Annotated in this window: 17 protein-coding genes; 10 read left to right on the top strand and 7 right to left on the bottom strand. The window is 61.5% G+C overall.

Going from position 1 to position 23,071, the window contains the following annotated elements; all coding sequences use genetic code 11:
- Positions 1-166 precede the first annotated feature (166 nt).
- The 5 genes from OU997_RS06030 to choX all read right to left on the bottom strand — a co-directional run bounded on the left by OU997_RS06030 (position 167) and on the right by choX (position 6,053).
- Positions 167-1,027: a glycine betaine ABC transporter substrate-binding protein gene (locus OU997_RS06030; protein WP_108488633.1), complete on the bottom strand. Its 861-nt coding sequence runs from the start codon at positions 1,025-1,027 to the stop codon at positions 167-169.
- A 241-nt stretch (positions 1,028-1,268) separates the two neighbouring features.
- Entirely contained in the window at positions 1,269-2,213 is a 945-nt protein-coding gene (locus OU997_RS06025) for a choline ABC transporter substrate-binding protein (protein ID WP_108488634.1), read from the bottom strand.
- A 32-nt stretch (positions 2,214-2,245) separates the two neighbouring features.
- Positions 2,246-3,127, bottom strand: a complete 882-nt coding sequence (locus OU997_RS06020; protein WP_108488635.1) for an ABC transporter permease — start codon at positions 3,125-3,127, stop codon at positions 2,246-2,248.
- Positions 3,120-4,325: a quaternary amine ABC transporter ATP-binding protein gene (locus OU997_RS06015; protein WP_108488636.1), complete on the bottom strand. Its 1,206-nt coding sequence runs from the start codon at positions 4,323-4,325 to the stop codon at positions 3,120-3,122. The genes OU997_RS06020 and OU997_RS06015 overlap by 8 nt, the downstream gene beginning before the upstream one ends.
- Positions 4,326-5,123: 798 nt before the next feature.
- Positions 5,124-6,053: a choline ABC transporter substrate-binding protein gene (gene choX / locus OU997_RS06010; protein WP_267809870.1), complete on the bottom strand. Its 930-nt coding sequence runs from the start codon at positions 6,051-6,053 to the stop codon at positions 5,124-5,126.
- A gap of 348 nt (positions 6,054-6,401) precedes the next feature.
- Here choX and OU997_RS06005 point away from each other — a divergent pair, with 348 nt between their 5' ends.
- Positions 6,402-7,781: an L-serine ammonia-lyase gene (locus tag OU997_RS06005; protein WP_267809409.1), complete on the top strand. Its 1,380-nt coding sequence runs from the start codon at positions 6,402-6,404 to the stop codon at positions 7,779-7,781.
- A 461-nt stretch (positions 7,782-8,242) separates the two neighbouring features.
- Positions 8,243-9,346: a GlxA family transcriptional regulator gene (locus tag OU997_RS06000; protein ID WP_108489807.1), complete on the top strand. Its 1,104-nt coding sequence runs from the start codon at positions 8,243-8,245 to the stop codon at positions 9,344-9,346.
- A gap of 386 nt (positions 9,347-9,732) precedes the next feature.
- Here OU997_RS06000 and gbcB read toward each other — a convergent pair whose 3' ends face one another.
- Positions 9,733-10,833 (bottom strand): glycine-betaine demethylase subunit GbcB, encoded by a 1,101-nt coding sequence (gene gbcB / locus OU997_RS05995; RefSeq protein ID WP_108489806.1) that lies wholly within the window; start codon positions 10,831-10,833, stop codon positions 9,733-9,735.
- Between the two features lie 367 nt (positions 10,834-11,200).
- Here gbcB and gbcA point away from each other — a divergent pair, with 367 nt between their 5' ends.
- From gbcA to OU997_RS05955, 8 genes are all read left to right on the top strand, one after another.
- Entirely contained in the window at positions 11,201-12,493 is a 1,293-nt protein-coding gene (gbcA, locus tag OU997_RS05990; protein ID WP_267809408.1) for a glycine-betaine demethylase subunit GbcA, read from the top strand.
- Positions 12,494-13,360: 867 nt separating this feature from the next.
- Positions 13,361-14,338, top strand: a complete 978-nt coding sequence (locus OU997_RS05985; RefSeq protein WP_108489803.1) for a dipeptidase — start codon at positions 13,361-13,363, stop codon at positions 14,336-14,338.
- Positions 14,339-14,529: 191 nt separating this feature from the next.
- Positions 14,530-15,060, top strand: coding sequence for a DUF5943 domain-containing protein (locus tag OU997_RS05980; RefSeq protein ID WP_090254966.1), 531 nt, complete (start codon positions 14,530-14,532; stop codon positions 15,058-15,060).
- A 15-nt stretch (positions 15,061-15,075) separates the two neighbouring features.
- A complete protein-coding gene (dgcA, locus tag OU997_RS05975) occupies positions 15,076-17,136 on the top strand; it encodes a dimethylglycine demethylation protein DgcA (protein WP_267809407.1) in 2,061 nt (686 codons plus the stop codon).
- Between the two features lie 171 nt (positions 17,137-17,307).
- Positions 17,308-19,269, top strand: a complete 1,962-nt coding sequence (gene dgcB / locus OU997_RS05970; RefSeq protein WP_267809869.1) for a dimethylglycine demethylation protein DgcB — start codon at positions 17,308-17,310, stop codon at positions 19,267-19,269.
- A gap of 163 nt (positions 19,270-19,432) precedes the next feature.
- The gene (locus OU997_RS05965) at positions 19,433-20,656 is read left to right on the top strand and encodes an electron transfer flavoprotein subunit alpha/FixB family protein (RefSeq protein WP_267809406.1); all 1,224 of its coding nucleotides are present in this window, start codon (positions 19,433-19,435) and stop codon (positions 20,654-20,656) included.
- A 95-nt stretch (positions 20,657-20,751) separates the two neighbouring features.
- Positions 20,752-21,525, top strand: a complete 774-nt coding sequence (locus OU997_RS05960) for an electron transfer flavoprotein subunit beta (protein WP_267809404.1) — start codon at positions 20,752-20,754, stop codon at positions 21,523-21,525.
- Between the two features lie 25 nt (positions 21,526-21,550).
- On the top strand, positions 21,551-21,802 hold the full coding sequence (locus tag OU997_RS05955) for a hypothetical protein (protein WP_090254976.1): 252 nt from the start codon (positions 21,551-21,553) through the stop codon (positions 21,800-21,802).
- Positions 21,803-21,844: 42 nt separating this feature from the next.
- Here the strand turns inward: OU997_RS05955 and OU997_RS05950 are convergent, their stop codons facing one another.
- Entirely contained in the window at positions 21,845-22,888 is a 1,044-nt protein-coding gene (locus OU997_RS05950) for a low specificity L-threonine aldolase (protein WP_267809403.1), read from the bottom strand.
- Positions 22,889-23,071: the final 183 nt, after the last annotated feature.

Below are 23,071 nucleotides of genomic sequence, written 5' to 3'. Positions count from 1 at the left end.
CTCCAATTCTGCCGCTCGTCAACTAATACGTGTGCGACTCAGGTCGAATGCAAATAGGTACTCAGTCCATGCAATGGTGCAGGCCACAGCACCTTTTCCTGCAGCCCTAATGCGCCCACAAAAAAGCGGGCCGTAGCCCGCTTCTTTATAGCCGTGCAGCTTGGGCTTATTTAAGCCACTCGGCGACGCGCTCTGGGTTTTTGCTGATCCAGGCTTTGGCCGCGTCTTCCGGTTTGGCGCCTTCGCGGATGGCGAGCATGACGGCGCCGACTTCTTCACCGCTCCAGGAGAATTTCTTCAGAAAGGCAGCAGCTTCCGGGGCTTTGCTGTTGATGCTGGGGTTGGCGACGGTGTCGACGTGTTCGTCATCACCGAAGACTTTTTTCGGGTCTTCGAGGAAGCGCAAGTTCCATTTGGCGAACATCCAGTGCGGGATCCAGCCGGTGACGACAATGGCTTCCTTGTTCTTCTCGGCGCGGGTCAGGGCGGTGGCCATGGCGGGGCCGGAGCTTGGCATCAGTTTGATGTCGCTGAGGGCGTATTCCTTGATCGCTTCTTCGGTGCGGCGCATCACGCCGGCGCCGGCGTCGATGCCGGTGATTTTGCCGTCGAAGTCCTTGGCGTAGGTTTGCAGGTCGGCGATGGTTTTGGCGGGTACGTAGTCCGGCACGATCAGGCCGATTTTCGCCCCGGCGTAGTTGGTGCCGAGCACTTCGACTTTGTCTTTGAGTTTTTCAAAGTATTCGCCGTGGGTGGCGGGCAGCCAGGCGGAGAGTGTGGCGTCGAGGTCGCCGCGGGCTACGCCCTGCCACATGATGGCCGGCTCGACGGCTTTCAGCTCAACGCTGTAGCCCAGCTTGCTGTGCAGGATTTCCCCGGCGACATGAGTGGCGGCGACGCTGTCGTCCCAGCCGTTGACGTAGCCGATGTTCAGGGTGGCTTTGTCAGCTGCCATGGCGCTGCTCATGCCGAGTACCAGGGCGGCGACGCCGAGGTTTTGCAGGCAGAGGTTCTTCAGGTTTCGCATAGGGTGTGCTCCGTCAGTGAGAGTGGCAGTTCAGTGAGTTACTGGCGCGTTCTTCTTGCGGGCCTAGCTGGGTAAACATGCGGGTATTGCGTGTTGGTCGTCCTGGCTGGTTGTGTGCTGCGAGGTAAATCGCGGGTGCAGCAAACCCGGCGATGGCCGTGTGGCCTCGCGGGTTGCGTTGTTAAAAAGGTGAGTCAGCTAACCGCGCCGCCCACCGTTGTGCGGCGGCGCGGTGCTTGGCTTACAGGCCGAGGTGTTTCTTCACGGCAGCCAGGCCGTCTTGGCCGTCATAGGTGGTAACACCGGCCAGCCACTGGTCGAGGATTGCCGGGTTGGCTTTGAGCCAGTTTTTCGCCACTTCGGTGGGGTTCTGTTTTTCCAGAACCTTTTCCATCAACTGGCTTTCGATTTCCACGGTGAACTGCAGGTTGTTCAGCAGTTTGCCGACGTTGGCGCAGCGCGCTTCGTAATCTGGCGGTACCACGGTGAAGACCTTGGCAGCGCCGAAGTCAGGGCCGAACACGTCATCGCCGCCTTCCAGGTAGGTGATGTCGAACTGCGTGTTCATCGGGTGTGGTGCCCAGCCGAGGAATACGGCGGGTTCTTTCTTTTTCACTGCGCGCTGCAACTGGACAAGCATGCCGGCTTCGCTGGACTCGACCATCTTGAATTCGCCGAGGCCGAACTGGTTGCTTTTGATCATGCCGTCGATCAGCAGGTTACCGTCGTTGCCAGGCTCGATGCCGAAAATCTTGCCGCCCAGTTGGTCTTTGAACTTGGCGATGTCGGCAAAGCTTTTCAGTCCGGCTTCTGCGGCGTAGGTCGGGACGGCGAGGGTGTACTTGGCACCTTCAAGGTTGGCCTTAGGCAGCACTTTGACGCCGCCATCCTTGGTGAAGGGCTCGATCACGGCGTCCATCGAGGGCGCCCAGTAGCCGAGGAAGGCGTCGATCTGACCGCTTTTTACCCCGGTGAAGGCGATAGGCACGGAGGCCATGATCTTGCGGGTCTGGTAACCCAGGCCTTCGCTCAGGGTCATGGCGACACCGGTGGTGGCGGCGATGTCGGCCCAGCCGATTTCGGCGAAGCGCACCATCTTGCAACTTTCCGGCTCCTGCGCCCAGGCGCTTTGCAACATGGCCACGGAGAGCAGGCCGACACCTGCGAGCTGTTTAATCGTTTTCATCTTCGACTCCCTGTGATGGCAAAAGCTAAGGCTTACTGACGTTGAAGTTTGCCGCTGAACCAGCCGAACACGCTGCGGCGTTTGGCGGTTTGCGGGGTTCCGAAACTCTCCGTGATGCGGTCGAGAATGATCGCCAGCAGCACCACGGCCATGCCGCTTTCGAAACCGAGGCCGATGTCCAGGCGCTGAATACTCGCCAGTACGTCGTTGCCCAGGCCGCCCGCACCCACCATCGAGGCAATGATCACCATGGACAGGGCCATCATGATGGTTTGGTTGACCCCGGCCATGATCGATGGCATCGCGTTAGGCAGCTGGACTTTGAAGAGTAGCTGACGCGGCGTGCAACCGAAGGACTGACCGGCTTCGATGATTTCCTTGTTGACCTGGCGGATACCCAGGTTGGTCAGGCGCACCGCGGGCGGCATGGCGAAAATCACCGTGGCGATGATCCCCGGCACGCGGCCGAGGCCGAACAGCATGGCGGCAGGAATCAGGTAAACGAACGCCGGCATGGTCTGCATAAAGTCGAGAATCGGCCGGATGATGGTCGCCACGCGCTCGCTGCGCGCCGCCCAGATGCCCAGGGGAATGCCCAGTAGCAGGCTGATCAGGGTGGCGGAGAAGGTCAGGCCGAGGGTGACCACCGTCTGTTCCCAGAAGCCGGTGAGTACAATCAGGACAAAGGCGACAGCCGTGAAGATGGCGAATTTGTAGCCGATACGCCACAGGCCCAGACCGACGAAGATGGCAATCAGCAACCAGGCCGGTGGCAGCATCAGCAGCCATTCGATGCCTTCTGAGAAGCCGTTGACCACTGAGCCGATGCTGTCGAAGCCATCGCTGTAGTTGTCCAGCAGGTGTTGGACCACGTCATTGACCCAGCTACCCAGGTCGAGCTGTTTCTCACTCATGGAACTCTCCCTGCAGGCGGGTCAGCAGCCGGCCCTTGCTGATGGCTCCGCTGTAGCGGCCATTGCTGTCGACCACGGGGATCGGCCCTTCGTTGTCCACCAGGCGACCAATAACCTGGTCCAGTGGCAGGTCTTCAGGCACAGGCAGGATCTGTTTGAGCACGCTGCTGTCAAGGCTGCAGGTGCTGCCGCCATCCACCAGCAGGGCGATTTTTTCCAGGCTGATGGAGCCCTGAAAGGTGTGCTGTTCATCCACCACAAAGGCGTAGTGCTTATCCAACGCTTGCAGTTCCTGGCAGACCTTTTGTGCATCCGGTGCTTTGCCGTTGTGCACGTAGATGGGCACGCTGTCAGCCATGAGCTGGCCGGCGGTGAGGTAGCGGTTGGTGTCGACGGTGTTGAAGAAGTTGCGCACGTAATCGTTGGCGGGGTTGTCGATCAGCTCTTGCGGGGTGCCGACTTGAATCAGTTTGCCGCCTTCCATGATGCCGATGCGGGTGCCAATGCGCATGGCCTCCTCGATGTCGTGCGAGACGAAGATGATGGTGCGGCGATCGGTCTTTTGCAGTTCCAGCAGCACGTCCTGCATCTCGCGGCGCTTGAGCGGGTCAAGGGCGGAGAAGGCTTCGTCCATGATGATCATTGACGGGTCAACCGCCAAGGCGCGGGCCAGGCCAACGCGTTGCTGCATGCCGCCGGACAGCTCGCTCGGCAGCTTGTGGGCAAAGGTGTCGAGGCCGACTTGTTTGAGCACTTGCATGGCGCGCTCTTCGCGTTCTTTTTTACCTTTGCCGGCCACTTCCAGACCGAAGGCGGCGTTGTCCAGTACGGTGCGCGAGGGCATCAGGGCGAAGGACTGGAAAACCATGCTCATGTCGCGGCGGCGCAGGTCAATCAGTTGCGCCTTGGGCAGTTTGGCGACGTTCTGCCCGTCGATGTAGACATTGCCGCCGCTGGGTTCAACCAGGCGGTTGATCAGGCGGATCAGGGTGGATTTGCCAGAGCCGGAGAGGCCCATCAGCACGAAAATTTCACCTTCCTCGACGCTGAAGGACACGTCGCTGACGCCGATAACCGCGCCTTTTTCCGCAAGAATCCGCTCCTTGCTCCAGCCCTGCTTGAGCAGTTCGATGGCTTCTTGTGGCTCTGCGCCGAACACCTTGTAGAGGTTTTCGACGACGATTTTTCCAGACTGCATGGGATGATTCCCCTTCAGTAGACATCCAGATCAGTGCTGCGGAACCGCGCCTACGCCAGCTGGCGTACGTACGGTGATGCCGACTGTTCTTGCCTGTGTGGGTTTACTGGGTTCCGGGGTCGGGGCCGTGCCTTGCCGCGCAACACATTCGGGGCGCTCAGGCACAACCGCTGCGGCGCTCCAGTTGCCTTGCGGGCAATGGACGCTAAGAGGGCGTACTGTCGAGTCAACCTTGCTGTGTCGTGCTGCAAACCGCGTTCCAAACCCTCTGGCAGTGTTACGAAGCCCCATCCTTGGGTTTTACACACCTCGACCCGAGGTGCGCGTACATCCGAAATTTCTTGTTGGGCTGGCGCCCGTTTGGGACAAGCCAGCACTTATATATTCTTCGGTCCGGGGCTGTGGGCGCCCGGTCTGTCGACTCTGCGGCAAGCTACTGAAACTACTGCGCTCGGTTATAGGGCGTTGGATTCAGCCTCAATATGTTCATGTACAACTCGTACACTCCACTTTCTCGGCTGATTCCGCCTTGCCTAACCTTCGCTCGCTACGTTTCAACAACCTGCCGGAATCTGACAGCGACGAAATCGGCTGACTCAACGATATAGTCTTCGGCCTGTCGCAATTGTCGGTTTGCGACCCTGACGTGTTGCGCGGCGACAGACGCTTTAAAAACCATAACAGACTTTTTTGCCCCCTGGCCAAGGCTGCAAGCCGCGCCGGGTCTGGTTTGCCATCGTTGAGTCGGCCACAACCAGGATGACCCGTGGGCTGTGGCGTGATCGAGAAAACTGTAAATCAGTCATTTGCGGCAAGGCTCGGCGGCGCTTTGGGCAGTTGTCCGTCGCGTTGTTTGACGCCCTGCAGCCAGCTGGCCAGCGCCTGCGGATTGGCCTTCAGCCAGGCTTTGGCCTCGCGCCGCGGGTTGGTGTTCTTATTCAGGATCGCGCCCATCAGGTGGCTTTCCATCTCCAGGCTGAAACGCAGGTTCTGCAGCAGTCGGATTACGTTCGGGCACTGCTCGCCAAGGCCGGCACGCACATTGGTGTAGACCGTGGCGCCGCCATAATTGGGGCCGAAGAACTCATCGCCACCATCCAGGTAATACAGTTGCAACTGGTTGTTCATCGGGTGCGGCGCCCAGCCGAGAAACACCACCCACTGTTTGAGGTGCTCAGCGCGTTTGACCTGGGCCAGCATGCCGTTCTCGCTGGATTCCACCAGGCTGAAGCCTTGCAGGCCGAACGCGTTCTTGTCGATCATCTGCTGGATCAGCTTGTTGCCGTCGTTGCCCGGTTCGATACCGTACACCTTGTTGCCCAATTCTTTACTGAAGCGCGCAAGATCGGCGAAGTTTTTTACGCCGCCGTCATAGGCCGCCTGATTCACCGCCAGGGTGTATTTGGCACCGATAAGGTTGGCGCCGAGGGTCTTTACCGAGCCGTTGGCGGCGTAGGGCTTGATGTCGTTTTCCATGCTCGGCATCCAGTTGCCGAGGAATACATCGATCTTGCCATCCTGCATGGCCTGGTAGGTGTCCGGCACGGACAGGCGTTTAACCTGGGTGCGGTAGCCAAGGTCGCTGAGTACCTGGCGGGTGACGGCGGTGGTCACGGTGATGTCGGTCCAGCCGACATCGGCGAAGCGGATCACGTCGCATTGCGCCGGTTCCACGGCCTGGGCCATGAGTGGTGTGCTCAGAGCAGCCGCCAGCAGGCAGCCGCGCATATTCAGTGTCATCAAGCCTCTCCCGATTACGGTGGCAGGGCGCGCCTGTGAAGGCATGCAGTCGGCCACGGGGTGGGCAGGGCGAGCAGCGGCTTGCCGGTCCATGGGCGCGGCGATCATGCCGACAGATTTCCTCCGCTGCCTATGCGTGAAGTCGCAACTAGAACGCTGCTGTCGTGATTGGCTGCGGCGGCGGTTGAAGGTGTGAAGCTGTTAGCGGTGCTGCGACCGCTCGCCATGTGGCAGGTGCGCTGACGGATTTAGGCATGGGCGGGTCGGTGTGAGGTGGCGGCCTGCTAGCGAAATCCTGATCATGGCCTGTACGTAGCATCAGTGCAGGAGAGTGTCGTGGCTATCAGCGTGTTTGACTTGTTCAAGATCGGCATCGGGCCGTCCAGTTCGCATACCGTCGGGCCGATGCGGGCGGCGGCGCTGTTCAGCGCTGCACTGGGCGAGCGGCGCCTGCTGGAGCGCACGGCACGCTTGCAGGTACGCCTGTACGGTTCGCTGTCGGCCACCGGTGTTGGCCATGGCAGCGACCGCGCGGTGATCATGGGGCTGATGGGCGAGTGGCCAGATCTGGTCGATCCGAGCACGATCGAACCACGTATTGCGGACCTGTTGGCCAGCGGCCAATTGTTACTTGGCGGGCGCGTCAGCATCGCCTTCGACTGGGCGCGTGACATGCTGCTGCTCGACGAAAACCTGCCCTATCACCCCAACGCCATGACCCTCAGTGCCTTTGCCGCCGATGGCAACCTGCTGCACGAAAACACCTATTACTCGGTGGGCGGCGGTTTTGTGGTGGACGCCGAGCAGGCCGCCAGCGGCCAGTTGGATCAGGATCACACGCAGCTGCCCTACGACTTCAATAGTGCGGAAGAGCTGCTGCGCCTGTGCAAGGCCCATGGTCTGCGCGTCTCCGAACTGATGATGGCCAATGAAAAGGCCTGGCGCAGTGAGGCGGAGATCCGCAGCGGGCTGATGCGCCTGTGGCAGGCGATGCGTGACTGCGTCGAGCAGGGCCTGAAGCATGAGGGCACCTTGCCCGGCGGACTCAACGTCAAACGCCGCGCTGCCAAGCTGCACCGCAGCTTGCAGGAAATGAGTAAACCCAACGTGATCGGCTCCACGCTCAGCGGTATGGAGTGGGTCAACCTGTTTGCCCTGGCGGTGAATGAGGAAAACGCCGCCGGCGGGCGCATGGTCACCGCGCCGACCAATGGTGCGGCCGGGATCATTCCGGCCGTGCTGCATTATTACGTGCGCTTCAGTCCGGCGGTCAGTGAGGCCCATGTGGTCGACTACCTGCTGGCAGCAGCGGCCATCGGCATTCTGTGCAAGAAAAACGCATCCATCTCCGGCGCAGAAGTCGGTTGTCAGGGTGAGGTTGGTTCAGCCTGCGCCATGGCGGCGGCCGGGTTGGCGGAAATTCTCGGTGCGACGCCGGGTCAGGTGGAGAACGCCGCCGAGATCGGCCTGGAGCACAACCTTGGCCTGACCTGCGACCCGGTCGGTGGTCTGGTGCAGGTGCCATGCATCGAGCGCAACGCGATTGCTGCAGTGAAGGCAATCAACGCCGCGCAGATGGCCCTGCGCGGCGACGGTGAGCACTTTATCTCGCTGGATCGGGTGATCCGTACCATGCGCGACACCGGCGCCGACATGCATGACAAGTACAAGGAAACCTCGCGCGGCGGGCTGGCAGTGAGCGCGGTGGAATGCTGAGGCGGTGATTCTGCGGCCGCCCTCGCGGCGAGGGCGGCGTGTCCAATTGAGTGCGTACAGCGTGTCGCGCTCAATTATGGTGCGTGGCTGTTCGGCGCGGCGGAAAAGGGCAATGCAGCGCTGCTGAATACGGCCTGACCGTTGGTCCGTTACCGCACTGTTTTTACTCTGCGTAGCGGGGTGACAAAGCACCTGCTCGGCAGTGCTACCGAAATGCTCAAGCGCCCGCCGACCGGGCGTTTACGGTCGTAATCAGAATGCTTCTGTCGCTCCTGCCAACGCCTAGTGGCACTAGCCTTGGGTAACGGCTGATATTTTTAATTGAACGACCAATCAATTTAGGCACGGCCTTTGCGTTATGCAGCCTGTCAGTCTGGTGCCATGCAGTCCCAGAATCATAAGAAGAGCCACCCTACAGAGGGGCTCACTACCGTGCTTTGCTTCGCGTGAGGGTTTACCTGATGTCACAGTTCACTCAAGGGGCACAACCCCAGAGCCGTGCTCCGCAATCCATCGGCTTTCTCCTGCTCGACAACTTCACCCTGATTTCCCTGGCGTCGGCCGTCGAGCCGCTGCGCATGGCCAACCAGCTGTCCGGCAAGGAGCTTTACCGTTGGCACACCCTCAGCCAGAGCGGTCAACCCGTCTGCGCCAGTGATGGTCTGCAGATTACCCCGGACGCAGGCCTGAGCAACGCGCCGCGCCTGGATGCAGTGATCGTCTGCGGTGGCGTGGACATCCAGCACAGCGTCACCCGCGAGCATGTGCAGTGGTTGCAGAGCCAGGCGCGTCATGGTGCACAACTGGGCGCGGTGTGCACCGGCAGCTGGGCGCTGGCCAAGGCCGGGCTGCTCGACGGTTTCGATTGCAGCGTGCACTGGGAGTGTTTGGCCTCGATGCAGGAAGCCTTCCCCCGCGCCGGCGTCAGCACCCGCCTGTTCTCGATTGACCGCAACCGCCACACCAGCTCCGGCGGCACCGCACCGATGGACATGATGCTGCACGTGATCGGCCGCGAGCATGGCCGCGAACTGGCAGCGGCGATCTCCGAGATGTTTATCTACGAACGCATCCGCAACGAGCAGGACCACCAGCGCGTGCCGCTCAAGCACATGCTCGGCACCAACCAGCCGAAGCTGCAGGAAATCGTTGCGCTGATGGAAGCCAACCTGGAGGAGCCGATCGACCTCGATCAGCTGGCGCTGTATGTCGATGTGTCGCGCCGCCAGCTGGAGCGCCTGTTCCAGAAGTACCTGCACTGCTCGCCGTCGCGCTACTACCTCAAGCTGCGGCTGATCCGTGCGCGGCAGCTGCTCAAGCAGACCAGCATGTCGATCATCGAAGTGGCCTCGGTGTGCGGCTTTGTCTCCACCCCGCATTTCTCCAAGTGCTACCGCGAATACTTCGGCATCCCGCCCCGCGACGAGCGCGCCGGTCAGCAGGGCAGTAATGTGGTGGCACTGCTGCCGATGCCGGAAGACCTGATGCGCCCTTCAACGTCCTCGGCCATGGCCGCGTTGACGCGTGCGCAGGGGGAGTCGACGTTTGCCAGCGTCAGGCTTTAAGAGTCTGTTTACGATCTGCTGCGCGTCGGCCCTACGGCGTTAAAAACAGACTCGGAAAGCCGCTTGTGGCTAACGCGCTTTAGCGCGATCCGAAGGGCGAGTGAAACGAGTAATGCTCATGTACAAAAGTACACTCCGCTTCCTCGCCTGTTTTGACCCGCCGGAGGCTGTTACTAACGTAGCGCCTTGTATGGCTCTAGCTCGCGAGAGCTTGAGGTTCTGAGTCGAGAGCGTAGGGTGGGAGGCGCTTTAGCGGCGAGCTTTTAATCGCTCGTCGCGGCTAAAACGGAGTGCCGCCCAGCCCCTCCCACAAAACAAAAACGCCGCACTGGCCTTGAAGGCGAGTGCGGCGTTTTGCTGCATGCGTGGTGGTCGATACGCGTTGCTCAGTACTCGATCGCCACATCACCCTGCGGCACGCTGCAGCAGGAGAGGATGTAGCCCTCGGCGACGTCGTCGTCGGTGATCCCGCCGTTGTGTTCCATGCTCACTTCGCCAGCGGTTTTCAGCACCTTGCAGGTGCCGCAGATGCCCATGCCGCAGGCCTTGGGGATATGCAGGCCAAGTTTGGCGGCGGCGGCGTGCACAGTTTCGCCCGGGTCGACGCGGATGCTCTTGCCGGTGCTGGTGAACGCCACCTGATGCTGTTCGGCGGCGGGTACGGGGGGCGCTACGGCAGCTTCTGCAGCCAGTTCCTTGACCTCGGCACGCACCTCGGGCGGTGTCGGGCCGAAGGCTTCTTCGTGGTAATGCGCCATGTCGAACTGGTTGGCTTCAAGCAGGCGCTTGACCGCGCTCATGTAGGGCGTCGGGCCGCAGCAGAAGATTTCCCGCTCGAGATAATCCGGGGCAATCAGCTCGAGCATCTTCTGGTTGAGGTAGCCGCGATAACCGGCCCAGGCCTCGCCCAGGCCGTGCTTTTCACAGATCAGGTGCAGGCTGAAGTTGCTGATCCGCGCGGCCATGTGTTCCAACTCGCGGTGGTAGATGATGTCCTTCGGCGAGCGTGCGCTGTGCACGAACACCATGTCGACATTGGCGTTGGTGTCGTAGAACCAGCGCGCCATCGACATCACCGGCGTGATGCCGACGCCGCCGCTGAGGTAAAGCACCTTCTCGGCGGGGAAATCGATGGCATTGAACAGCCCGACCGGGCCGTGTACCGGCAGTTCCTGACCTTCCTGCAGATTGTCATGCAGCCAGTTGGAAACCTTGCCGCCGGGCACGCGCTTGATGGTGATGGAGAAACTGTAGGGCACCGACGGCGAGCTGGAGATGGTGTAGGAGCGCATCACCGGCTGGCCTTCGATTTCCAGTTCCAGGGTGACGAACTGCCCCGGCTTGAAGAAGAACAACACCGGCTGGTCGGCCATAAAGCAGAAGGTGCGCACGTCCCAGGTTTCCTGGATGACTTTGACGCAGCGCACCAAATGGCGGCCATTGCTCCAAGTCTGTGTGGTGACGGGGTTGAGGAAGTCGTTGGACATGGCTTTTCTCGCGCACAGCGGCCCGTTGGCAGGCCTGTTGAAATCGATTGTGCGCATCGACCGACGCGCTCATTTATCTGCCAGCGACATTTACATGCTTATCGCGACCTGGCCCATGGTGCGGGGTGTGTCGCGTCGGAAACGGATGTGACCATGTCGTCCATGGATAAGGTTTGGCCCTGCCTCAGCGCCACACTGAAAACCAGCCGAATTATAAGGTTAAGAGCGAATGCCCCGATCACGCACGCGCCCTCGGCAGGCGCTGAGCGGGGCCATGCCGCCACCTTGCGTGAGGGTCAGCAGACCCCTGCTGAATTAGCCACTTTTACGGCCGTCGTCGCAGGCGACGGCCATTGAGGAGTAACCGATGGACGTCACTTCCACCCTGAGCCTGGGCGACCCGCTGGAGCCCGCACGCAAGGCCACCGCCGAAATGCTGCAAAGCCGCGAGCGCACCTTCTCGCTGCCACAACCCTTCTACAGCGATGAGCGCCTGTTCAAGATCGACATGCAGGAGATCTTCCACAAGGAATGGCTGATCGCCGGCATGACCTGCGAGATCCCGGCCAAGGGCAACTTCCTCACCCTGCAGATTGGCGACAACCCGATCATGGTGATTCGCGGTGCCGATGGCGTGGTGCATGCGTTCCATAACGTGTGTCGTCACCGGGGTTCGCGTCTGTGCACCAGTGACAAAGGCAAGGTGGCCAAGCTGGTCTGTCCTTATCACCAGTGGACCTACGAACTTGACGGTCGCCTGCTGTTCGCCGGCACCGAAATGGGCGCGGATTTCGACCTCAAGGACTACAGCCTGAAACCGGTCAACTGCAAGGTGGCAGGCGGCTATATCTTTATCTCCCTGGCGGAGAACCCGCCGGCCATCGACGAATTCCTCAGCACCCTGGCTCACTACATGGAGCCCTACGACATGGAAAACACCAAGGTGGCGGTGCAAACCACCTTGATGGAAAAAGCCAACTGGAAGCTGGTGATGGAGAACAACCGCGAGTGCTACCACTGCAACGGTTCGCACCCGGAACTGCTCAATACCTTGTTGGAGTGGGATGACGTCACCGACCCGCGCGCCACTCAGGCGTTCAAGGATCAGGTGGCCGAATGCACGGGGCGCTGGGACAAAGACAACATTCCCTACGCCCATGCCAGCTTCGGTCTGCGCAACCGTATCGTGCGCATGCCGTTGCTCAAGGGCACTGTGTCGATGACCATGGACGGCAAGCAAGGCTGCAAGAAACTGATGGGCCGCATCACCGACCCGGACCTCGGCTCGATGCGCATCCTGCACCTGCCGCACTCGTGGAACCACTGCATGGGCGATCACATGATTGTCTTCACCGTCTGGCCGATCAGCGCCCAGGAAACCATGGTCACCACCAAATGGCTGGTGCACAAGGATGCCGTGGAAGGTGTCGATTACGACGTGGCCCGCCTGCGCCAGGTGTGGGACGCGACCAACGACCAGGACCGTCGCCTGGCCGAAGAAAACCAGCGTGGCATCAACTCCACCGCCTACCAGCCCGGCCCGTACTCGAAGACCTACGAGTTTGGCGTGGTCAACTTTATCGACTGGTACAGCGAGCGCGTGCTCAACAACCTTGGCGCGGCGCCAGCGCCTTACCTGAAAGGGGTTGCCGCCGAGTAACGGAGCTGGCGGGTTGGTCGCCCGCCGGAACGGCTCCACACTGAGGCCTTCATGGCCACTTTGTTGCCCGCAGTCTGCTGCGGGCATTTTTTTAGCCCCGCCAATGTGCGCCATTACCTGCGCACAAGTGTTACCGCTCAGCCAGCAACGGGAACACAAACGAGTAGCAGCACCCCAGAATGGTGACTGCTTGTGTCAGTTTTGCTGCCTGGAATTTCCATATCGCATTGATTTATAAGTTATTTTTAAAGTTGGCACGCTGAATGCTTTGTTTCCTGCACAAAAACAATAACAAACATCAGCAGAACTATCGTACCGACTCAAGGCACAACAAAAACAAGAGTACCCACGAGTCGCAAACAGATTTTTTTGGAAAGGGTATGTGATTCGGGTTTTCCCGCAACCAGGCCGAAAAGAATAAAACTACCTTGAGGTAGCTCGGTGTGCCGGTTGGATCATTGCAGGGGTTTTGGCAATGGCGATTGCTGTATCAGTACCCAAAAAAATACGTTTGCCCTTGGTTCCACTTGGAATCACCGAAAGCGATGACGCAACAAACAGCGATAAAACAACAATAACAGTCGCCCAATAATAAAAATAAAGCACACACCCAATTAGAGGGGAGCCTAGGCTCCCCTTTGTGCTTTCTGCGGTTTCGTTTTCCTTCCTCTCGCGACCTTTCCGCACGCCAGGCCGTGCAGTCGGTTGGGCGCTCGCTCGGTGGCTTACTCGTAGGCGACCCCGCTTTGACGCTTTCGGCAATACCCCGGTCGCTTTTGCACCGGGTCGCCCGAGCCCCCAGGGATATGCTCAGTCCAAAGCGCCAACAACGGGTTTGGCGACACCGCTAAAAAAGGGGACTGCCTGATGAGCCCAGCCGAATTACACGCCGACAGCATCGTTATTGACGGGCTGATCATCGCCAAGTGGAACCGCGACCTGTTCGAGGACATGCGCAAAGGCGGCCTGACCGCCGCCAACTGCACCGTGTCGGTGTGGGAAGGCTTCCAGGCGACGGTGAACAACATTGCCGCCAGCCAGAAGTTGATCCGCGAAAACAGCGACCTGGTGATGCCGGTGCGCAGCACTGCCGACATTCGTGCGGCCAAGGCGCAGGGCAAGACCGGCATCCTCTTCGGCTTCCAGAACGCCCATGCGTTCGAGGACCAGATTGGCTATGTCGAGGTGTTCAAGCAGCTCGGCGTGGGCATTGTGCAGCTCTGCTACAACACCCAGAACCTGGTTGGCACCGGTTGCTACGAGCGTGACGGCGGGCTGTCCGGCTTTGGCCGCGAGATCGTTGCCGAGATGAACCGCGTCGGCATCATGTGCGACCTGTCCCATGTAGGCAGCAAGACCAGCGAGGAAGTCATCCTTGAATCGAAAAAGCCGGTCACCTATTCCCACTGCCTGCCGTCGGGCTTGAAAGAGCACCCGCGCAATAAGTCCGATGCCGAGCTGAAATTTATCGCCGATCACGGCGGTTTTGTCGGCGTGACCATGTTTGCGCCGTTCCTGGCCAAAGGCATTGACTCGACCATCGACGACTACGCCGAAGCCATCGAGTACGTGATGAATATCGTCGGTGAAGACGCCATCGGCATCGGCACCGATTTCACCCAAGGTCACGGCCAGGACTTCTTCGAGTACCTGACCCACGACAAGGGCTACGCCCGCCGCCTGACCAGCTTCGGCAAGATCATCAACCCGCTGGGCATCCGCACCGTCGGCGAATTCCCCAACCTCACCGAAACCCTGCTCAAACGCGGCCATTCCGAGCGCGTGGTGCGCAAGATCATGGGCGAGAACTGGGTGCGCGTACTGGCAGACGTCTGGGGCGAGTGATGAATACCTCCGGAGCCTACTGCGCCCACCGATAGCTGCGTCGCGTCCTCGCGACAAGCTCGCCGTACATGCGTACTGCTCTCGCTTGTCGCTGCGGGTCTCCTTGCTCTCGGTGTGCTCGCTACGGCTCCACAGGCATTCATCGGCACCTTTCAAATACGCAAGAAAACGAATTCTGGAGCACTGAACACATGGCCACCCACGCACCCGAAATGCCTATCCAGGTCGACGACGAAACCGGCGTCTGGACCACCGATGCGCTGCCGATGCTGTATGTGCCGCGGCATTTCTTCGTCAACAACCACATCGGTATCGAAGAGGTATTGGGCGCTGAGGCCTATGCCGAGATCCTCTACAAGGCCGGCTACAAGTCCGCCTGGCACTGGTGTGAGAAAGAGGCCGAATGCCACGGTCTGTCTGGCGTGGCGGTGTTCGAGCACTACATGAAGCGCCTGTCGCAACGCGGCTGGGGGCTGTTCGAGATTGAAGCCATCGACCTGGCCGCCGGCACCGCCTCGGTGAAGCTCAAGCATTCGGCCTTCGTCTACGTCTACGGCAAATGCGGGCGCAAGGTCGACTACATGTTCACCGGCTGGTTTGCCGGCGCCATGGACCAGATTCTCCAGGCCCAGGGCAGCACACTGCGCACCGTGGCCGAGCAGGTCTATGGCGGTTCCGAAGAGGGCCACGACGATGGCCTGTTTATCGTCAAGCCGCGCTAAGTCGAGGATCGAGTCATGGCTTTCGAAGCAATGTTCCAGCCGATTCAAATCGGCAAGCTGACCATCCGCAACCGCGTGCTCAGCACTGCGCACGCCGAGGTGTATGCCACCGACGGCGGCATGACCACTGAACGGTATGTGCAGTACTACGAAGAGAAGGCCAAGGGCGGCATCGGCCTGGCGATCTGCGGTGGCTCCTCGGTGGTGGCCATCGACAGCCCGCAGCAGTGGTGGAGTTCGGTCAACCTGTCCACCGACCGGATCATTCCGCACTTCCAGAATCTCGCCGACGCCATGCACAAGCACGGCGCCAAGATCATGATCCAGATTACCCACATGGGCCGTCGCTCGCGTTGGGATGGCTTTCACTGGCCGACCCTGATGTCGCCATCGGGTATCCGCGAGCCGGTGCACCGCGCCACCTGCAAGACCATCGAGGTCGAAGAAATCTGGCGGGTGATCGGCAACTACGCACAAGCTGCACGCCGCGCCAAAGAAGGCGGTCTGGACGGCGTTGAGCTGTCCGCCGTGCACCAGCACATGATCGACCAGTTCTGGTCGCCGCGCGTCAACAAGCGTACTGACGAATGGGGCGGCACCTTTGAGGGCCGCATGAAGTTCGGCCTGGAAGTGATCAAGGCGGTGCGCAAGGAAGTCGGCGACGACTTCTGCGTCGGTATGCGCATCTGCGGCGACGAATTCCACCCCGACGGCTTGTCCCATGAGGACATGAAGCAGATTGCGGCCTATTACGACGCCACCGGCATGATCGACTTTATCGGCGTCGTCGGCTCGGGCTGCGACACCCACAACACCCTGGCCAACGTCATCCCGAACATGAGCTACCCGCCGGAGCCCTTCCTGCATCTGGCCGCCGGGATCAAGGAAGTGGTCAAGGTGCCGGTGCTGCATGCACAGAATATCAAGGACCCGAATCAGGCCACGCGCATTCTTGAAGGCGGCTACGTGGACATGGTCGGCATGACCCGCGCGCATATCGCCGACCCGCACCTGATCGCCAAGATCAAGATGGGCCAGGTCGACCAGATCAAGCAGTGCGTCGGTGCCAACTACTGCATCGACCGCCAGTATCAAGGCCTGGACGTGCTGTGCATCCAGAACGCCGCGACCAGCCGCGAGTACATGGGCCTGCCGCATATCATCGAGAAAACCACGGGGCCCAAGCGCAAGGTGGTGATCGTTGGTGGCGGCCCGGCCGGGATGGAAGCGGCGCGTGTTGCTGCCGAGCGCGGCCACGACGTGACCTTGTTTGAGAAGAAAGACAGCCTCGGCGGGCAGATCAGCCTGGCCGCCAAAGCGCCGCAGCGTGATCAGATGGCCGGCATCACCCGCTGGTTCCAGCTGGAGCTGGCGCGCCTGAACATCGACCTGCGCCTGGGCACCGGCGCGGACGAGGCGAGCATCCTCGACCTGCGCCCGGATATCGTCGTGCTGGCCAACGGCGGCCATCCGTTTCTGGAGCAGAACGAGCACTGGGGCGCGGCGGAAGGCCTGGTGGTGAGCAGCTGGGACATCCTTGATGGCACGGTCGCGCCGGGCCATAACGTGCTGGTCTACGACACCATCTGCGAGTTCACCGGCATGTCGGTGGCCGACTTTATCGCCGAGAAGGGCGCGAAAGTGGAGATCGTCACCGACGACATCAAACCGGGCGTGGCCATCGGCGGCACCAGCTTCCCGACCTATTACCGCAGCCTGTACCCGAAAGAAGTGATCATGACCGGCGACCTGATGCTGGAGAAGGTCTACCGCGAAGGCGACAAGCTGGTGGCGGTGCTGGAGAACGAATACACCGGCGCGAAAGAAGAGCGGGTGGTCGATCAGGTGGTGGTGGAAAACGGCGTGCGTCCGGATGAGCGCCTCTACTACGCCCTCAAGGACGGCTCGCGCAACAAGGGCCAGATCGATGTGGAAGCGCTGTTCGCGATCAAGCCGCAACCTTGTTTGGCTGAGAAGGGCGACGGCTACCTGCTGTTCCGCATCGGCGACTGCGTGGCCCAGCGCAACACCCACGCGGCGATCTATGACGCGCTGCGCTTGTGTAAGGATTTCTAAATCAGGGTTCGGGGGATCGCTTCGCTCATCCCTCGGCGCCACTTAACGGCTGAAGCGCTGTGTCCTGTGTAGGGTGGATAACGCTCTGCTTATCCACCGCAGGTCACGCGCCATTGAATACGGTGGATGGCTTCGTCCATTCACCCTACGGATCATCTGAAGGGTGCGGCCATGCTGAACACCATCCTGCCCATTCTGTTGTGCGCCGCGCTGGCGTTGGCGGTGATGGGGGCTATTAAACGCTTTCTGATGTGGCGTCGCGGTCGCCCGGCCCAGGTCGACTGGCTCGGTGGCCTGCTGGCCATGCCGCGCCGCTATATGGTCGACCTGCATCATGTGGTGGCACGCGATAAATACATTGCCAACACCCACGTGGCCACGGCAGGCGGCTTTGTCCTGGCGGCGGTGCTGGCGATTCTGGTGCACGGGTTTGGCCTGCAGAGTCGCATCCTCGGCTTTGCGCTGTTGGCGGCCACCGCGCTGATGTTCGGCGGCGCGCTGTTTGTCGCCAAACGCCGTCTTGACCCGCCTTCACGGCTGTCGAAAGGCCCGTGGATGCGTTTGCCGAAAAGCCTGCTGATGTTTGCCGGCAGCTTCTTTATCGCCACGCTTCCTGTTGCCGGCATCCTGCCGGATGGCTTTGGCGGCTGGGTACTGGCGCTGCTGCTGACCGTCGGCGTGGCCTGGGGTGTGTCCGAACTGTTCTTCGGCATGACTTGGGGCGGGCCGATGAAACACGCCTTCGCCGGTGCCCTGCACCTGGCCTGGCACCGCCGCTCAGAGCGCTTTGGCGGTGGTCGCTCGACCGGCTTGAAGGCACTCAATCTGGACGATCCTAAAGCCCCGCTGGGTGTGGAAAAGCCTACGGATTTCACCTGGAACCAGCTGCTCGGCTTCGACGCCTGCGTGCAGTGCGGCAAGTGCGAGGCGGCCTGTCCGGCCTTTGCTGCCGGCCAGCCGCTGAACCCGAAAAAGCTGATTCAGGACATGGTGGTCGGCCTGGCCGGTGGCACCGACGCCAAGTTTGCCGGTTCGCCTTATCCGGGTAAGCCGATTGGCGAGCACAGCGGCGGCCCCCATCTGCCCATCGTCAATCTGCATGGTAAGGCCCTGGTCGATGCGGAAACATTGTGGTCGTGCACGACGTGCCGCGCCTGCGTCGAGGAATGCCCGATGATGATCGAGCACGTCGATGCCATCGTCGATATGCGCCGTCATCTCACGCTGGAGAAAGGCGCGACGCCGAACAAGGGCGCCGAGGTGCTGGACAATCTGATCGCCACCGACAACCCCGGCGGTTTCGCCCCCGGTGGGCGACTGAACTGGGCAGCGGATCTCAACCTGCCGCTGATGAGCGACAAGCAGAACGTCGATGTGCTGTTCTGGGTCGGCGACGGTGCCTTCGACATGCGCAATCAGCGCACCCTGCGCGCCTTTGTCAAAGTGCTGAAAGCCGCCAAGGTCGACTTCGCTGTGCTCGGTCTGGAAGAACGCGACAGCGGCGACGTGGCGCGCCGTCTGGGCGATGAAGCGACCTTCCAGCTGCTGGCCAAACGCAATATCGCCACCCTGGCCAAGTACCAGTTCACGCGCATCGTCACCTGCGACCCGCACAGTTTCCATGTGCTGAAAAACGAATACGGCGAGCTGGGCGGTCGCTATTCGGTGCTGCACCACAGCACCTATATGGACGAGCTTATCTGCGCCCAGAAACTCAACCTCGGCCAGCACAAAGGCGGCTCGGTCACCTACCACGACCCCTGCTACCTGGGCCGCTACAACGGTGAGTACGAAGCGCCGCGTAATGTGCTGAATGCCATCGGCATCGAAGTGAAGGAAATGCAGCGTTCGGGCTTCCGTTCGCGATGCTGCGGCGGTGGCGGCGGTGCGCCAATCACCGATATCCCCGGCAAGCAGCGGATTCCCGATATGCGCATGGTCGATATCAAGGAAACCGCCGCCGAGCTGGTCGCTGTGGGTTGCCCGCAATGCACCGCGATGCTCGAAGGCGTGGTCGGTCCGCGCCCCGAGGTCAAGGACATTGCCGAGCTGGTGGCCGATGTATTGATCGAGGGTGTGGTCGAGGCGAAGCAGCCTGTGCAGGTAAAACCCGAGCGGGCGGAGGTGCAGTGATGAAGGTACACGCCGGTTGTAGGTTGGCGTTGAGCGCAGCGAAGCCCAACAGGGCGCACGTAGCGCGCGGCTCGATGTTCTCTCTCGCGCACGCGTGTTGGGCTTCGCCGCTGCGCGCCTCAACCCAACCTAGGTTTCGTCAACACCTCGCGGAGTCCTGTGCATGAGCGACCTGATCCGCCGTGACCCACGGGCTGAATGGATTGCCCGTAACCGCCTGCATCCGCTGCATGCCGCCACACAACCTGCGATGCCCAGCTGGCTCAGCGCCGCCGGGGTGCTGCGCAAGAACCCGCATGCGGTCGGCTTTATTGGCCCCAATGGCCTCAAACGCATCGACCGCTCTGGCGCGCAGCAAGGCGGCGCGGCCAAGCGCTCGACGGCCAGCGCCGTGGTGCAGCTGCCGCTGCATGTGGTCGAGCAACCGGCGTTCTATATCGCCGTGGTGCCGGACATGGTCGGCGGCCGCCTGAGCAGCCATGACAAGGACCTGCTCGGCCTGGCGCACAAGCTCGCCGGTCGCGACGGTGCGGTGGTGGCGGTGATCTTTGGCGAGCACAAGGAAAGTGCCTTCGACAGCAACGGCGTCGACCGCTTGCTGCAGTTTGAGGGCGACAGTTTCGACGGCTACGCCCCGGAAGCGCGGGTATTGGCACTCGGCACTGTAGAACGGCAATTGTCGCCGCGGCATTGGTTGCTGCCCGACAGTCGGAATGGCGGTGGTGAGCTGGGTCGCCGCCTGGCTGCCAAGCTCGGCGAACGCCCGGCCACACGGGTTTGGCAGGTGGCCGAGGGCATGGCCAGCGGGCGTGCGGGGGCCGGACGGGAAGATTTGGTGCAACAAGCGCCCCGCCTGATTCTGGCAGCGGTGGAATGCGCCGAGCCGGTCAGCGAAACCCGCCATGAAGTGCGGCCGCTGGCGCTCAGTGAAGCGCTGGTCAGCCACTTGCCACGGATTCAGGACTTGGGCGCGGTGGCGGTTGATCCCGCGCAGATCCCCATGGCCGAGGCCGAATTTATCCTCTCCGGCGGCAATGGCGTGAAGGACTGGGCGCTGTTCCACCAGGCCGCTGCGGCGCTGGGCGCGACCGAAGGCGCCTCACGGGTGGCGGTGGACGATGGCTTTATGGGTCGTGAACGCCAGGTCGGCGCGTCCGGCATCTGGGTCACCGCGCGGGTTTACGTGGCGGTGGGGATTTCCGGGGCGATCCAGCACCTGCAAGGCATCGGTGCCTGCGACAAAGTGGTGGCGATCAACCTCGACCCAACCTGCGACATGATCAAACGCGCTGATCTGTCGGTGATCGGCGAATCCGCCGCGATTTTGCAGGCATTGATTGAGCGGGTTGCAGCCTACCGGCAGGGGGCAGAACGCAATGTGGCGTAACCAAACAGTAGGGTGGATGACGCTTCACCCATCCACCCTTGCCCACACCGCGATGGTGAAAGAAAACAGCGTCTTCCACCCTACGGAGCTGCGCCATGACTGATTTGCAGGTCGTTACGCTGGTTTCTGTCGGTGCGCATCCCACCTCCGGCCGGCCACGCCGCGCCGAGCAGGATGCCCGCGCGGTCGAGCTGGGGCTGCGTCTGGCCGGTGAGCGGTTGCAGGTGCTGCATGCTGGCGATCCCCAGCAGGAAGCATTGCGTGCTTACCTGGGCATGGGCCTCAATCAGATCAAAATTCTTGAACAGCCAGCGCACAGCGATGCGCTGCCGGTGCTCGCCGACTACCTGGCTGACTCCAGCGCGCAGTTGGTGCTGACCGGCAGCCAAGCGGAAACCGGCGAAGGCTCCGGCATGTTGCCTTACCTGTTGGCGGAACGCCTCGGCTGGCCGCTGGTGGTTGGGCTGGCGGCGGTGGAGCAGGTCAGCAATGGCGTGGCGCAGGTGCTGCAAGCCTTACCGCGCGGTCAGCGCCGGCGCTTGCAGGTGCGATTGCCGTTTGTCGCCAGCGTGGATAACGCCGCGCCCGTTGCCCGGCAAAGCGCTTTCGGCCCGGCGCGGCGCGGCCTGTTGACCGCTGAAGAGGTGGCGCTGGTGGCCGATCCACTGTTGGCCAGCGCCCAGCTGCAACCGGCGAAGCCGCGCCCCAAACGCCTTAAGGTGATCAAGGCCAAGACCGGCGCCGAACGCATGAAAGCCGCTACGGCCAAAGCGTCGGGCGGCGGCGGGCAGGTGCTCAAGGATGTCTCGCCACAGGCTGGTGCCGAGGCTATCTTCAAGTTGCTGTTGGAAGAAGGCGTGCTGCGCTAGCACGCCACCATTGGAGGAATGGATCATGATGCACGCCGACCTGATCGATCAGGAGGACCTACGCGAACGCCTGGTGGCGCTGGGGTTGTCGATTCCACCTGGCGTCACCGCCGAGCAGGCGTGCGAGCATGCCGTCAGCGGGCTCAGCCCGGAGCGCGCGCTGGCCCTGCGCAGGCTGGTGGAGGAGTTGCTGGGTGGCAGCGCCACGCTGTTGCCGAATGTGCGTGAGGCGATCTCGCGCACCTTGCTGCCCGCGCTGGTTCCCCGTCCTTCCTGAGGGTCTGATGCAGGCGTCAGCGGCCGTCTGTGAGCGTCTTGCTTAGCTGGCCGTCATCGCCTGATGAATATCCCCCGCGAGCTGGCGCACCCGTGCTTCGTCGGTGTCCCAGGAACACATAAAGCGTGCGCCGCCGGCCCCGATAAAGGTGTAGAAGCGCCAGCCCTGGCCGCGCAGGGTTTCCAGCGCCGGTTCCGACATCTGCAAAAACACACCGTTGGCCTGCACCGGGAACATCAGGCTGACCCCCGGAATGTCGTTGACCAACTCGGCGAGCAGTTGCGCGCAGCGGTTGGCGTGCTGGGCGTATTTCAGCCAGGCATCGTTGTGCAGGATGCCGACCCAGGGCGCGGACAGGTAACGCATCTTTGAGGCCAGCTGACCGGCCTGCTTGCAGCGGTAGTCGAAGTCTTCGGCCAGGTCCTTGTTGAAGAACAGTATCGCCTCACCCACCGCCATGCCGTTCTTGGTGCCACCAAAACACAGCACGTCCACACCGGCTTTCCAGGTCAGCTCGGCGGGGCTGCAGCCGAGAAAGGCGCAGGCATTGGAGAAGCGCGCGCCGTCCATGTGCAGGTGCAGGCCCAGTTCGCGGCACACCGCGCTGATCGCCCGCACTTCATCGGGGCTGTAGACCGTGCCGACTTCCGTGGCCTGGGTCAGGGTTACCACGCGGGGTTTGGGGTAGTGGATGTCCTGGCGTTTGCGGGCAATGTCGCGGATGGCTGCAGGGGTCAGCTTGCCGTTTTCGGTCTTGGCCAGCAGCAGTTTGGAGCCATTGGAGAAGAACTCCGGCGCGCCGCATTCGTCGGTTTCGACGTGGGCGGTCTCCGAGCAGATCACGCTGTGGTAGCTCTGGCACAACGACGCCAGGGCCAGGGAGTTGGCCGCCGTACCGTTAAAGGCGAAAAACACTTCGCAGTCGGTTTCAAACAGGCGGCGGAAGTGGTCGGCGGCACGCGCCGTCCACTCGTCATCGCCGTACGCACGCTGGTGGCCCTGATTGGCTTCAGCCATGGCGGCCCAGGCTTCCGGGCAGATACCGGAGTAGTTGTCGCTGGCGAATTGTTGCGAGAGATCGGGCATGGGCGTTCCTTGTCTGTGAGGTGCCTTGTATCGATGCATTAACTGTATCGGCGGTCACGCCGTTGTGCAGATATCAGGGCGACATCCTCGGCCATGCAAGCGAAGCCGCAACGTGCTGTCTTCTGCTCGCCTACGCAATTGCGACGCGTGCATGTCGCAAACGCAATCCCCCGTGGCGCGCCT

The sequence above is a fragment of the Pseudomonas sp. SL4(2022) genome (assembly GCF_026625725.1).
Taxonomy (GTDB): Bacteria; Pseudomonadota; Gammaproteobacteria; order Pseudomonadales; family Pseudomonadaceae; genus Aquipseudomonas.
Note: the sequence above shows the minus strand (reverse complement) of the source record. Positions and strands in the feature narration are given on the sequence as shown.

Coding starts and splice junctions, on each gene's coding strand:
- dgcB (WP_267809869.1), top strand. CDS start 17,308: ATGCTGAACACCATCCTGCCCATTCTGTTGTGCGCCGCGCTGGCGTTG.
- OU997_RS05965 (WP_267809406.1), top strand. CDS start 19,433: ATGAGCGACCTGATCCGCCGTGACCCACGGGCTGAATGGATTGCCCGT.
- OU997_RS05980 (WP_090254966.1), top strand. CDS start 14,530: ATGGCCACCCACGCACCCGAAATGCCTATCCAGGTCGACGACGAAACC.
- OU997_RS05950 (WP_267809403.1), bottom strand. CDS start 22,888: ATGCCCGATCTCTCGCAACAATTCGCCAGCGACAACTACTCCGGTATC.
- choX (WP_267809870.1), bottom strand. CDS start 6,053: ATGCGCGGCTGCCTGCTGGCGGCTGCTCTGAGCACACCACTCATGGCC.
- OU997_RS05955 (WP_090254976.1), top strand. CDS start 21,551: ATGATGCACGCCGACCTGATCGATCAGGAGGACCTACGCGAACGCCTG.
- gbcB (WP_108489806.1), bottom strand. CDS start 10,833: ATGTCCAACGACTTCCTCAACCCCGTCACCACACAGACTTGGAGCAAT.
- OU997_RS05985 (WP_108489803.1), top strand. CDS start 13,361: ATGAGCCCAGCCGAATTACACGCCGACAGCATCGTTATTGACGGGCTG.
- dgcA (WP_267809407.1), top strand. CDS start 15,076: ATGGCTTTCGAAGCAATGTTCCAGCCGATTCAAATCGGCAAGCTGACC.
- OU997_RS06025 (WP_108488634.1), bottom strand. CDS start 2,213: ATGAAAACGATTAAACAGCTCGCAGGTGTCGGCCTGCTCTCCGTGGCC.
- OU997_RS06030 (WP_108488633.1), bottom strand. CDS start 1,027: ATGCGAAACCTGAAGAACCTCTGCCTGCAAAACCTCGGCGTCGCCGCC.
- OU997_RS06020 (WP_108488635.1), bottom strand. CDS start 3,127: ATGAGTGAGAAACAGCTCGACCTGGGTAGCTGGGTCAATGACGTGGTC.
- OU997_RS06000 (WP_108489807.1), top strand. CDS start 8,243: ATGTCACAGTTCACTCAAGGGGCACAACCCCAGAGCCGTGCTCCGCAA.
- OU997_RS06015 (WP_108488636.1), bottom strand. CDS start 4,325: ATGCAGTCTGGAAAAATCGTCGTCGAAAACCTCTACAAGGTGTTCGGC.
- gbcA (WP_267809408.1), top strand. CDS start 11,201: ATGGACGTCACTTCCACCCTGAGCCTGGGCGACCCGCTGGAGCCCGCA.
- OU997_RS05960 (WP_267809404.1), top strand. CDS start 20,752: ATGACTGATTTGCAGGTCGTTACGCTGGTTTCTGTCGGTGCGCATCCC.